The following is a 12,159-nucleotide window of genomic DNA, read 5'->3' as shown; positions in this document are numbered from 1 at the left end:
CGGCGTTTGATCACCTCGGGACAAGGGCATCACGGTCTCGCCGTAGTTCGTTCTGAGCGAGGAGTCGACCGGTGGCGTCGTACAAAGTAAAGCCCTCCAAGCCTTTCGCCGTCTTCGGCGCCTTGGTCGGGGTAGCGATGCTGGTGTTCGTCCTGACCAAGGGAGTCGGCCGCGACAACGGCTTCGTCTGGCTTTGGTCGGCCGTCTGCGTCGGCATCGTGGGGTTCAACCTGTGGGCGGCGTTCAGCAAACGAGGCGGCACCGAGGTCATCGAAACCCGGTCCGGCGAAGAGGCTTGAATCACCGCCCCGGAAGCCGGAGCGCGTGGAAGCCCCGACGCCGCACTCTCCACTTACGACCGTCGACAGACAGTCGCACACCGTCGTTGAAACCCCATAAAAGCAGCCAGAAGAACCCGACGACAGCCACCGCGATCGCTCCGACCAACACCATCGCGGAACCAGCCGTCGGCTCGTCCAGGACGGAAGTCAGGCCGAGGACGAGCACCGGAGCCGACATCATGGCCAACGCGGGGATCCTCCCGGCCCAGCGAAGCCCCAACGTGGCACGAGCACTGTAGATACGCAGGTCGATCGGAAGGCCACACCTGCCGCACGGTAACGATATGTCCGCGTGTCCGGAGGGTGGCCGGCGCACCGGAAGCGGTTGCCGTACGGAGGTCGTCCACATCTGCCGCAGGTCGGCGCCCTCGTCGAGGATATGCGTCAGTTCGACGCTGGGACGATCACGAATCGCCGGCAACGCGCTCCCCTTCCCCTCGACGCCCCTCATCGAGGGGAAGGGAAGGTAGCTCGGCGTGCTCGGGACCGGTCCCGCCGGCCGTTTACCGGAGGCGTCTTCAGCCGGCGGCCTGGACGACGCCATCCGCAAGGAGAGCCGCGCAGCGCCCCAGGGAGATATGACGCCGGCGAGCCATCTCCCTCAGCACTGCGCCCGCCCTCTCGGTGCTCATACCTCGGGCCATCAGGATCTCGATCGCGCGCTCGACGTCGCTGAGGGGCCACGTCGCCCTTCGGTAAATCTGCACTGCGAATCCTCCAGCGGCACATCCGGGGAATTTTTTTCCCACTACCCATCGACGATACTTCTCAATCACGGAATTCAGTTCCCAACCGGAAGTGCGCTGCCACACACTGCCGGTTTCCATGTTTGATCCACCGTCGAGGCGGGCATCAGAAAGCAACGGTCCCCAACGTGGCGGCAGGTTCATTCCAGTCGCGTAAAATTCAAGAAAGAGAGCCACCATGATCGTGCTCGGAGTCATCATTCTCGTGATCGGCCTGATCGTCGGCATTCCCGTGCTGACCACCATCGGCGCCGTCGTCGCCGTCGCGGGTGTCGTTCTCGCGATTCTCGGCGGAACGGGACGCAAGGTCGGCGGCCGCGCCCACTGGTTCTGAGCCCGCGTGGAGCGTGACCACCCGGTACGTCCGTGACCGTCGACGGGCCGGTCGATAGCGCGTCTCCCCACTGTTTTTGAGCGCCTCAGGGTGATCCCGATCCACTGATACCGGATCGGGATCACCCTGAAGTGCTGCCCGCATCGTTACCCGAGACAAAGCGGGTGCATGCCTTTTCTCGAATCGCTTCGGGCCGCACGGTCCCCGATTTCGGAGATTTCTCGTTGTCGATCGTCCGGAAAGAAATCGGAAGATCCCCACAACTCTTCTTTCAGACACCGCAGAGGCCTGGACGCGGAGACGTTCGCGCCGGCCGCCGGTCCATGTCCTCTACGTGGAACCCGAGAAGCTGCGGCGCCACCCGCACGGTCGCCATCGGCGGTGGGCACGTTCAACGTCGCCGGACCCCGGGCGGCTCGTGTCGTCGGAGTACCCCCGATGGTCGCGCACACCGGCCATGCCGAACGGGTTCTGCCGCCCACCCCCGCCCTTTCGAGTGATGGTGTCGACGACGGCCCCGCGCCGACCTGCGGATCCCCGCCCCCTGGCGTTCCCATGGCCGCGGCGGGAAGAAATCTATGCTCGCCGAGGTAGACATTCGACCTCGGGTGTGTGTACTGTTCTGCTCATACCGAGAGAGACAACGTCAAGCAGGCGCGGGAGATGACGGAACTACCCGCGAGGTGAGACAAGGCGGTCACGCAGGACGAGGCCGATCAAGGAACAGGTTTCGGCTGGTGACCGGTGCAGTACCGGGATCGAGAAGTCGAAGACGCGAGTGGCAAGGCCGATCCCGGCGAAGCAATGCAGTCGAAGAACAAGTAGTACGCAGTTGCAAGGTGATCAGTGCAGGACCGGTCAGGTGGCCGGAGCCGATTTCGGACAGGGCTCCGGGCAGTGACCAGCGGCGTGACGCGTGCTGGGACCGATCAGTGAAAGGGTTCCAGTCGGTGACGTTCGCGGAAGTCGCAGTACAGGTAGTACCCGGTAAGAAGGAAACACAGAAGAGAAGGGAAAGGGAACATCATTGGATCGCCCGCCGCGGCTGGGCAGTAGTGCCGCGCGGGTACCGCAGGCCCATCGGATTGGAAGGTGGTTCTCGGTTACGAATCAGCGATCTCCGCATCGTCCGCCTCTCGGACGGACACCGCGGATGCAGGACACCGGCCTCACGGCCGGTCGACAATGGTGAAACCCAACCCCTGGGACCCCGAGTGCCGTACCTGGCACTCGGGGTCCCTTGTGATGTGGAGGTGGAATGATTCCTGACCAACGCGAGACACCCGCTTCGGTTTCGGGCGGGGCCGACAAGTTCGACGACGACCATTACCCCGCTTACACGATGGGCCGGGCCGCGGAAATGCTGGGCGCTACCCAGAACTTCCTGCGCAGCCTCGACGAGGCCGGTCTGATCACGCCGCAGCGTTCGGCGGGCGGGCACCGCCGCTACTCCCGCCATCAGCTGCGCCTAGCCGCACGCGTGCGGGAACTGGTCGACCAGGGCACGGCCGTAGACGCCGCCTGCCGCATCGTCAGCCTCGAAGACCAGCTCCACGAATCCCAGCGCCAGAACGACGAACTCCGCGCCGCCGAGTAACCCGCCGAGCCCGGTGTGCCGCCACGACGACGTCGCGGCATACCCGCTCGGTGTTCGGTTCGATCTTGAGCCGCCAAGGGGGCTCGAACCCCTGACCTTCTGTTTACAAGACAGATGCTCTACCAGCTGAGCTATAGCGGCCTTGCCCGGGGACAGCCCCAAGCGAGCTCAGTATATCGGCGCCCGCTCAGCCCTTCGCAGGGCGCACCCAGGGTTCTCCGGCCACCGTCCGGAAGGCGTGCGCGAACGTCACGGCGGACGCGGGGTCCCGGCGGTCGGCGACGTAGTACCAGTTCATCCGGACGGCGTCCGGGGTCACTTCGACGACGCCGGTGCCGTGCGAGTCGAGTTCCACGAATTTCACGTGCGGGTTCAGCGCGCGGATCGCGGCCTCGACCTTGAGCGACCCGGTTCGCGGCGGGACGCCGAGTTGCTCGTCGATGTTGTCCGAGGTCACCGACGGGCAGACGAATTCGGCGGCGACGCTCGTCCCGTCCCGGGGCACGTCGTTCGCCCACGACGAGTGGACGTCGCCGGTCAGGAACACCGTGTTCCCCCGCCCCTGGGCGGCGATCGTGTCCAGGACCCGGCGGCGGTCGGCGGTGTAGCCGTCCCATTGGTCGGTGTTCACCGCGGTCGGCTGGCCTTCGAGCAGGCCGTCCAGCGCGAACTGTTCACGAGTCGGCAGCGTGGGCACCTTGACCGGCGTGACCATCACGGAGTTCCCGACGACGTTCCACGACGCCGTGCCGCGCGCCAGGCCTTCGAGGAACCATTGCCGTTGCTCGGCGCCGAGGATCGTGCCTTCCGGGTCTTCCGCGGAGCCGGGCTGCCGGGTCCGGTACGTCCGCAGGTCCAGCATGGTCAGATCGGCCAGTTTCCCGAACTTCAGCCGCCGGTACAGCTTGTCGCCGCGATGCCGCACGGGCATCCATTCGAAGTACGCCTGGTGCGCCGCCTTCATCCGGTCGAGCCAGCTGCCCTCGGTCGCCGGATCGTGGGAGGGCGAGCCGCCCGACCAGGCGTTGTCCGCGGCCTCGTGGTCGTCCCAGGTGGCGATCATCGGATGGCGGGCATGAAGACGCCGGAGGTGGTCGTCCGTCTTGTACATCGCGTGGCGCTGCCGGTAATCCGACAGGGTGCGCAGCTCGTTGGGCGGCACCGAAGGCCGAAGATCACCCGCGGGATTCGGATCGCCTTCGTAGAGGTAGTCACCCAGGTGAATGACGGCGTCGAGATCGTCGCGGCCGGCCAGATAGCCGTAGGGGGCGAAATGACCGACAGCCCAGTTCGCGCACGCCACCACCCCGAAGCGCAGCCTCGCGACGTCTTCCTCGTGCGCGGGCGCGGTGCGCGTCCGGCCGGTCTGAGAGACCTTGCCGCCCGACGAGAACCGGAAGTGGTACCCGGTCGACGCGCACAGACCGCCGGCCGTCACCTTCACCGTGTGGTCGCGTTCGGGCCCGGTCCTGGCGTGACCACGAGCGACGACGTCCGTGAACCCGGCGTCGGCGGCCACCTCCCAGGTGACGTCCACCGAGGGCCCTTTGCCGGATCCGGGGAGGGCGTCGGCCGAGGGCGTGACCCGGGTCCAGAGGAGCACCGAATCGGGCATCGGGTCACCCGAAGCGACCCCGTGCGCGAAAAACGGGGCTCCCGCCCCGCTAGATGCGCCCGAAAGGGTGAATGTCGCCGCTGTTCCGGCCGCTGTGACCCCGGCCGCACGAAGGACGGAACGCCTGCTCAAAGAGGACGCCATGGCATGCAGTGTGCCCGAAGTCGACCTCGCCGCGATGATCTTCCTCAGACGTGGTGGACGCCACTTCGGGTTACCTGCAACGGTCGGGGCACCGGCCCCGATGGTCCTCGGGAATGTCCCTCGAACGAGAGTGAGGAGGTGGATCGATCATGAAGATCAACGAGCACACCCAGGGGGCCCAGCGCGGCAGACGCGGTGTCGAGCAGAACCAGGACGAAACACCCGAACGCGGCGAATGGTTACTGGAAGCCCCGCGTCAGCGTGACGGTGAGCGATCGAACCACCAGACTCGCTCTCACCGGCCGAATCTGCTGCGCCGCCGCGCCTGGCAGATCCTCGAAGCCCCGACGGCCGAACAGCCCGCCGTCGACGTCGAAGAGGCGATGGGCCCGAAGCCGCCCGACGACTCGACGGTCAACTTCGTCCTGGATCTCGCCCTGCGCATCGGCGAGGTCCAGATGTCGAGCGGCGCCGGCGCCTCCGACGTCACGGCGACGATCATCGCGCTGACGTCCGCGCTCGGCCTCCCGCACTGCGAGGTCGACGTGATCTTCACGTCGATCACGGTGACCTGCCACCGCGGCACCGACATGGCACCGGTGACGGCGTTGCGCGTGGTCCGTTCCCGCAGCCTCGACTACACGCGGCTCACCCAAACGGAGACTCTGGTCCGCAAGATCGTCCGGGGGAACATCGGCGCCGAGGAGGCGCAGCAGGAACTCCAGCGGATCACCTCCGCGCCGCACCCGTACCCCCGATGGGTGGCGACGGCCGCCTGGGGCGGACTGGCCGCGTTCATCACGTTGATCCTCGGCGGCAGCATCGACGTCGCACTGGTCGCGATGGTGATCAGCGCGGTCATCGACCGGCTCGGCCGCTTCCTCAACCGCTTCGCGCTGCCGTTCTTCTTCCAGCAGGTGATCGGCGGCCTGGTCGCGACCCTCTCGGCGATGGCGATAGTCAGCAGCAACCTGCTGACCACGAACAAACCCACGCTGGTCGTCGCGGCCGCGGTCACCGTGCTGTTGTCGGGGCTTTCCACGGTTTCGGCCGTGCAGGACGCCATCACCGGCTATTACGTCACGGCGGCCGGGCGCACGATGGAGACCGCGCTGATGAGTGCCGGCCTGATCGCCGGCGTGGTGCTCGCCCTCAAGATCGCCTTGCTGCTCGATCTGCCGCTGACACCGCTGCCCGAGGTCGTCTCCTCGACGCCGCAACAACTTCCGATCATCGTCATCGGCAGTATCGGCGCGTCCGCGTGCTTCGCGCTCGCCTCCTATTCGACCCTGCGCGCGATGATCGTGGCGGGGGCGGCGGGGGCGATCGGCGGCGCGGTCTACGGCGCGCTGATGCTGACCGATTTCGAAGGTGTGAGCTCGTCCGCGATGGCCGCCACGCTGGTCGGTTTCTGCGGCGGCGTGCTCGCCAGGCGGCTCAAGGTGACGCCGCTCGTGGTGGCTGTGTCCGGCATCACTCCCCTGCTCCCCGGCCTCTCCACCTATCGTGGTCTATACCAATTGGGCGTCGAACAGGGCGGCAACATCTCCACGCTGATGACCGCGGTCGCGATCGGGCTTGCGCTGGCAGCGGGCGTGGTACTCGGCGAATACCTGGCGCAGCCGGTGCGCACGGGGCTCGGCAGGCTCGAACGCAAGTTCGCCGGGCCGCGGATGGCGGGTCCGATGGAACCCGCCGACCGACGCTTGGAGTGATCGCGCGACGACCGGCCGTCGCGTGAGCGCGCGATAGGGTTCTTCCCTAGGGCAGCGACCCGCGATTTTGAGGGAGCGGCTGGTGGACGAAGGCATTCTTGAATCAGCTCGGGCCGAGACGGGCAGAGAGGCTTCTGCGGATTTCGTCGTGGTGGCGAACCGTCTCCCGGTGGACCTCGAACGGACCGCCGACGGGAGCAGGCGCTGGACGGCGAGCCCCGGCGGGCTGGTGTCGGCGCTCGAGCCGTTCCTGCGGTCCCGCAAGGGCGCCTGGGTCGGCTGGCCGGGCGTGCCCGACGTCGAGGTCGAGGAATTCGACGACGACGGTCTCGTCCTCCACCCGGTCTCCCTGACGTCGAACGACGTCCGCGACTACTACGAAGGCTTCTCCAACGCGACGCTCTGGCCGCTGTACCACGACGTGGTGGCGCGGCCGGTGTTCGACCGGAGCTGGTGGGAGTCCTACGTCCGAGTGAACCGGCGCTTCGCCGAGGCCAGCGCGAAGGTCGCCGCCGACGGCGCGACCGTGTGGATCCAGGACTACCAGTTGCAGCTGGTCCCGGCGATGCTGCGCGAACTGCGCCCGGATCTCCGGATCGGCTTCTTCCTGCACATCCCGTTTCCCCCGGTCGAGTTGTTCATGCAGATGCCGTGGCGGACGGAGATCGTCCGCGGCCTGGTCGGCGCCGACCTCGTCGGTTTCCATCGTCCGGGTGGCGCGCAGAACTTCCTCTGGCTGGCCCGGCAGCTCGCCGGCCTCGAATCCAGCCGCGGCGCGGTCGGCATCCGCACCCGCCCCGGGCTGATGCAGGTCGGCGACCGGACGGTGCGGGTCGGCGCGTTCCCGATCTCGATCGACGCCATCGGCCTCGACAAACTCGCCAAGACCAAGGGCGTCGCCGAACGCGCCGCTCAGCTGCGGCGTGACCTCGGCAACCCGAAGAAGGTGCTGCTCGGCGTCGACAGGCTCGACTACACGAAGGGCATCGACCTGCGCCTGCAGGCGCTGCACGAGTTGCTGCACGAAGGCCGCGTCCGGCCGGAGGACGTCACGTTCGTCCAACTGGCCACGCCGAGCCGCGAGCGCGTCGAGCACTACCAGCGGATGCGCGGCGACATCGAGCAGATGGTCGGCCGGATCAATGGCGAATTCGCCCGCGTGGGTCACCCGGTCGTGCATTATCTGCATCAGTCGGTGAACCGGACGGAACTGGCCGCGTTCTTCTCGGCGGCCGATGTCATGGTGGTCACTCCTCTGCGTGACGGGATGAACCTCGTCTGCAAGGAGTACGTGGCCTGCCGTCACGACCTCGGCGGCTCGCTCGTGCTTTCGGAGTTCGCCGGCGCCGCGGCGGAGCTGACCAGTGCACTCCTGGTCAACCCCCATGACCTGGACGGGGTGAAGAACGCGTTGGAGACTGCCATTACGCTCGACCCCGCAGAGGGACGCCGCCGTATGCGCGCCATGCGTCGGCAGGTCCTCACGCACGATGTCGACCGCTGGGCGCGCTCGTTCCTGCAAGCGCTCGGTGCCGAACCGGCCGACTAGGACTTCCCCCATACCCCGCATAGTTCCCGAGGAGAAATCGTTGACCGCCGAGGCACTGCCCGCCGAGTTGCGGCGCGCGATTGTCCAGGTCGCGCGGACCCCGCGGCTGCTGGTCGCCTGCGACTACGACGGCACGCTGGCCCCGATCACGGCCAACCCGGACGAAGCACGACCGCTGCCCGAATCGGTGGGCGCGCTCAGGTCGCTGGCCGGCCTGCACGAGACGACCACCGCCGTCATCTCCGGCCGCGCGTTGCGCGATCTCGCCACCCTGTCCCGCCTTCCGGCCGAGGTGAACCTGGTCGGCAGCCACGGGTCCGAGTTCGACATCGGCTTCATCCACGCGCTCGACGACAAGGCCCGCGAACTGCACAGACGGCTGGAGTCCGAGCTGGAGAACCTGGTACTCGACGTGCCGGGCGTCTCGCTCGAGGTCAAGCCCGCGAGCATCGCGGTACACGTCCGCCGCGCCGAGCACGAGGCGGGCCGCCGGGTCCTGCGTGACGTCCACAATGGACCTTCGCAGTGGGACGGCGTCTCCACCACCGACGGCAAGGAGGTCGTCGAGCTCGCGGTCGTCCAGACGGACAAGGGCCGCGCACTGGACACCCTGCGTCACCAGGTCGGCGCGACCGCGGCGATCTTCCTCGGCGACGACGTCACCGACGAGAAGGCGTTCGCCCGGATCTCCGGCCCGGACCTCGGCGTGAAGGTCGGCGAAGGCGAAAGCCTTGCGCAGTACCGGGTCCCGGACACCGTCGACGTCGCGCTCGTGCTCGCGTTCCTGCTCGAAGAGCGCCGCAACTGGCTCTACGGCGAGCAGGCGCCGCCGATCGAGCGGCTTTCCATGCTGGCCAACGAACGTTCGGTCGCGCTGGTCACGCCGGACGCCCGGCTGACCTGGCTGTGTCACCCCGGCCCCGACGCGCCCGCGATCTTCGCGGACCTGCTCGGCGGCGCCGGCGCGGGTCACTTCTCGATCAAACCGCACCGCAACGGCCTGCCGCTCGGGCAACGCTACCTGCCGAACACCATGACGGTGGAGACCCGCTGGTCGCGGCTGCTCGTCACCGACTACCTCGAACCGGAGAGCCCCGCTCACCGCACCGACATCGTCCGGGTGATCTCGGGCGAGACCGCGGCGGAGATCGTGTTCGCGCCGCGCCCCGAATTCGGTGGCGTGCCGGTGAAACTGCTCGCCCAGGGCGACGGGATCCTGGTGCAGGGCACGTCGGAACCCTTCGCGCTGCGTTCGCCGGGCGTGGAGTGGGAGATCACCAGCGACGGTATGCACGACACCGCGACAGCGCTGGTCACCCCCACTCCCGAAAAGCCGGTCGTCCTCGAACTCCGTTGCGGCACCACGGATCTCGGCGCGCACGAACTGTCCGAAGTGGAGCGCCGGGCGCGTGCGGGCGACTACTGGAGCACCTGGGCGCAGACGCTCAAGCTGCCCAGCGTGCAGACCGACCTCGTCGGCCGTTCGGCGCTGACGCTGCGCGGGCTGGTCAACACCGACAGCGGTGGCGTGCTCGCGGCGGCGACGTCGTCGCTGCCGGAGGAGATCGGCGGCGTCCGTAACTGGGACTACCGCTACTGCTGGATCCGCGACGCGGCCATGACCGTGCGCGAACTGGTCCACCTCGGCTCGACCGAGGAGGCCGAGGGCTACCTCCGCTGGTTGCACGGCGTGTTGTCCACTTTGGCCGGTCCGGAACGGCTGCACCCGCTGTACACCTTGGCGGGCAGCGTGATCGGCGCCGAAGCGGTCATCGAGTCGCTGCCCGGGTACGCCGGTTCGCGGCCCGTCCGCGTCGGCAACCTGGCGAACCACCAGGTGCAGCTGGACGTCTTCGGCCCGGTCGTCGAACTCGTGCAGACGCTGGCCGAAGCGCGCGGCGAACTGCGCGACGAGGACTGGCAGATGGTGCGCGCGATGGCGGAGGCCGTCACGCGGCGCTGGAACGAGCCGGACCACGGCATCTGGGAAGAGCGGCACGTGCCGCGCCACCGGGTGTACTCGCGGGTGATGTGCTGGGTGACCATCGACAGGGCGATCAAACTCGGCGAGGTCTACGGCCGCGAGGTGCCGGGCGCTTGGCCGTCGCTGCGCGACGAGATCGCCACGGACGTGCTGGAGAAGGGCTGGAACGAAGAGGTCCAGGCCTTCACCACCGCCTACGACGGCACGGATCTCGACGCCGCGTCGCTGTTCGTCGGGCTGACCGGGCTGATCGATCCGGCCGACCCGCGCTTCCAGTCGACGGTGACCGCGATCGAGGCGGAACTGCGCAGTGGGTCCACTGTGTACCGTTACCGCCGCGACGACGGCCTCCCCGGCGGCGAGGGTGGTTTCCACATCTGCGCGGCTTGGCTCATCGAGGCGTACCTGCTCACCGGGCGGCGCACCGAGGCCGAGGAACTGTTCACGCAGATCGTCGACGCCGCGGGCCCGACCGGCCTGCTGCCCGAGCAGTTCGACCCGATCGCGGAGCGCTCGCTGGGCAACCACCCGCAGGCGTACTCGCACATCGGGCTGATCCGCTGCGCGAACCTGCTCTCCCGGTAACGCGCCCACGTTCGAGACGTCGTGAAGGCCTCCTTCCCTAACCTCAAGGTAGGGAAGGAGGCCTTCACGACCTCCGGAGTCAGGCACGCCCGAGCCGAGCGTCGGATCACAGGCGAGGCGCGAAAGCCCCGTCAGCCGCCCGCGACGGACGGGATGATCTGGACTTCCTTCGCATCGGCGAGTGACGTCTTGGCGCCGTCGAGGCGACGGCATTCCTCACCGTCCACATAGAAGTTCACGTAGCGCCGCAGCGCACCGGTCTCGTCGCGCAGACGGCGTTCCAGCGCGGGGAATTCCGCGCCGAGCGAGTCCAGGACGACGTCGAGCGTCGGCGCGTCGACGTCGAACGTCCCGGCACCACCCGCCAGTTGCCGCAGCATCGCGGGCAGCACGACCCGGACCATCTACACCACCTGGGCCCGCACGCACAGCACGTCCGGCAGATGCGCGGCCACCTGATGCCAGGTGTCGCCCTCGTCGGGGCTCGCCCACACCTCGCCGGACCGGGTGCCGAAGTAGATCCCGGCCTCCTGGTCGACGCACATCCCGTCGCGCAGCACACCCGCGTAGAAACCCTTGTCCGGTAAGCCGTTCCCGAGTCCGGTCCAGGTCTCGCCGGCGTCCTCGCTGCGGTAGACGCGGCAGCGTCCTTCAGGTGGGAAGCGGAGGACGTCCGCCACCAACGGGAAGTTGTAGACGGTGTCCGGTTTGGACGGATGGACGACCATGGCGAACCCGAAGTCGTTCGGCAGCCCGTCCGCGATCGACAGCCACGTCTTCGCGTCGTCGTCACTGCGATATACGCCGCCGTGGTTCTGCAGGAAGAACCGGTTGGGCCGCGAAGGATGCATGGCGACCTTGTGCACGCACTGGCCGTACTCGGGCTCCTCGTCCGGCAGGAAACCCGCGCTGATCCCGCGGTTCGAGGCCGTCCAGCTCTTGCCGCCGTCCTCGGTGCGGTAGACGCCGCCGGTCGACATGGCGACGGTGATCCGCCGCGGATCGGCGGGATGCGGCAGGATCGTGTGGATCATCTGCCCACCGCCACCGGGAGTCCAGTGTGGACGGTGCTCGTGGTCCCACAGGCCGCGTACGAGCTCGAAAGTCTCGCCGCCGTCTTCGGATCGGAACAGCGCCGACGGTTCGGCACCGGCGTAGATGACGTCTCCGGAGAGCACGATCTGCCAGATGCCTTCGAGCGCGGTCTCCGCGTCCTCGGGAAAGGCGACCGGCGCGTGATCCGGTTCGGACCAGGTCTCGCCGAAGTCGTCGGACGTCGCGATCGTCGGGCCGAAATGCTCGTTGACCGCCGCCGCGTAGATCCGGGCCGGGCTCAGCGCCACCGCCCGCACGGCCTCCATCGGGAACTTCGGCGTGGAGAGTTCCCAGTTCTCCCTGTCCTCACTGCGTGCGAGGAACAAGCCCTTCCTGGTGCCGATCCCCAGCTGGAACTCCACGACGCCGTCCTCCTCGGTCCGGTGATGTGACTCAGATCACCGTACTACCGAACTGGAGGCGTCGCGCCGGCTGCTGTCCAAGGGGTCGTGGC

The 12,159-nt window shown here is 67.9% G+C and carries 10 protein-coding genes and 1 tRNA gene; 6 read left to right on the top strand and 5 right to left on the bottom strand.

Features of this window, described 5'->3' with window-relative positions:
- The first annotated feature begins 71 nt into the window (after positions 1-71).
- Positions 72-299 (top strand): hypothetical protein, encoded by a 228-nt coding sequence (locus tag H5J31_RS09930; protein WP_181772277.1) that lies wholly within the window; start codon positions 72-74, stop codon positions 297-299.
- A 1-nt stretch (position 300) separates the two neighbouring features.
- On the opposite strand, the gene H5J31_RS09925 is transcribed toward H5J31_RS09930, so the two are convergent.
- Entirely contained in the window at positions 301-528 is a 228-nt protein-coding gene (locus H5J31_RS09925) for a hypothetical protein (protein WP_181772197.1), read from the bottom strand.
- A 737-nt stretch (positions 529-1,265) separates the two neighbouring features.
- Here H5J31_RS09925 and H5J31_RS09920 point away from each other — a divergent pair.
- Together H5J31_RS09920 and H5J31_RS09915 are read left to right on the top strand one after the other, a co-directional pair.
- The gene (locus H5J31_RS09920; protein ID WP_181772196.1) at positions 1,266-1,421 is read left to right on the top strand and encodes a hypothetical protein; all 156 of its coding nucleotides are present in this window, start codon (positions 1,266-1,268) and stop codon (positions 1,419-1,421) included.
- 1,258 nt (positions 1,422-2,679) lie between these two features.
- Complete coding sequence (locus H5J31_RS09915; protein WP_181772195.1) at positions 2,680-3,018, top strand: MerR family transcriptional regulator; 339 nt, start codon at positions 2,680-2,682, stop codon at positions 3,016-3,018.
- A gap of 68 nt (positions 3,019-3,086) precedes the next feature.
- Here H5J31_RS09915 and H5J31_RS09910 read toward each other — a convergent pair.
- Positions 3,087-3,159: transfer RNA gene (locus H5J31_RS09910), tRNA-Thr, on the bottom strand.
- Positions 3,160-3,205: 46 nt separating this feature from the next.
- Positions 3,206-4,777, bottom strand: coding sequence for an alkaline phosphatase D family protein (locus H5J31_RS09905; protein ID WP_181772194.1), 1,572 nt, complete (start codon positions 4,775-4,777; stop codon positions 3,206-3,208).
- Positions 4,778-4,926: 149 nt separating this feature from the next.
- Between H5J31_RS09905 and H5J31_RS09900 the strand changes: the two genes are divergently transcribed.
- From H5J31_RS09900 to otsB, 3 genes are all read left to right on the top strand, one after another.
- The gene (locus H5J31_RS09900) at positions 4,927-6,492 is read left to right on the top strand and encodes a threonine/serine exporter family protein (RefSeq protein WP_181772193.1); all 1,566 of its coding nucleotides are present in this window, start codon (positions 4,927-4,929) and stop codon (positions 6,490-6,492) included.
- A gap of 94 nt (positions 6,493-6,586) precedes the next feature.
- Positions 6,587-8,041 carry an alpha,alpha-trehalose-phosphate synthase (UDP-forming) gene (locus tag H5J31_RS09895; RefSeq protein ID WP_328701446.1) on the top strand — a complete coding sequence of 485 codons (1,455 nt, stop codon included), beginning with the start codon at positions 6,587-6,589 and terminating at the stop codon, positions 8,039-8,041.
- 40 nt (positions 8,042-8,081) lie between these two features.
- Positions 8,082-10,610, top strand: a complete 2,529-nt coding sequence (otsB, locus tag H5J31_RS09890; RefSeq protein WP_181772192.1) for a trehalose-phosphatase — start codon at positions 8,082-8,084, stop codon at positions 10,608-10,610.
- Positions 10,611-10,741: 131 nt separating this feature from the next.
- Here the strand turns inward: otsB and H5J31_RS09885 are convergent, their stop codons facing one another.
- A complete protein-coding gene (locus H5J31_RS09885) occupies positions 10,742-11,014 on the bottom strand; it encodes a MoaD/ThiS family protein (protein ID WP_181772191.1) in 273 nt (90 codons plus the stop codon).
- Positions 11,015-12,067, bottom strand: coding sequence for a WD40/YVTN/BNR-like repeat-containing protein (locus H5J31_RS09880; protein ID WP_181772190.1), 1,053 nt, complete (start codon positions 12,065-12,067; stop codon positions 11,015-11,017).
- Positions 12,068-12,159 lie beyond the last annotated feature (92 nt).

This window comes from Amycolatopsis pittospori, from assembly GCF_013870525.1.
Classification (GTDB): Bacteria; Actinomycetota; Actinomycetes; order Mycobacteriales; family Pseudonocardiaceae; genus Amycolatopsis; species Amycolatopsis pittospori.
Note: the sequence above shows the minus strand (reverse complement) of the source record. Positions and strands in the feature narration are given on the sequence as shown.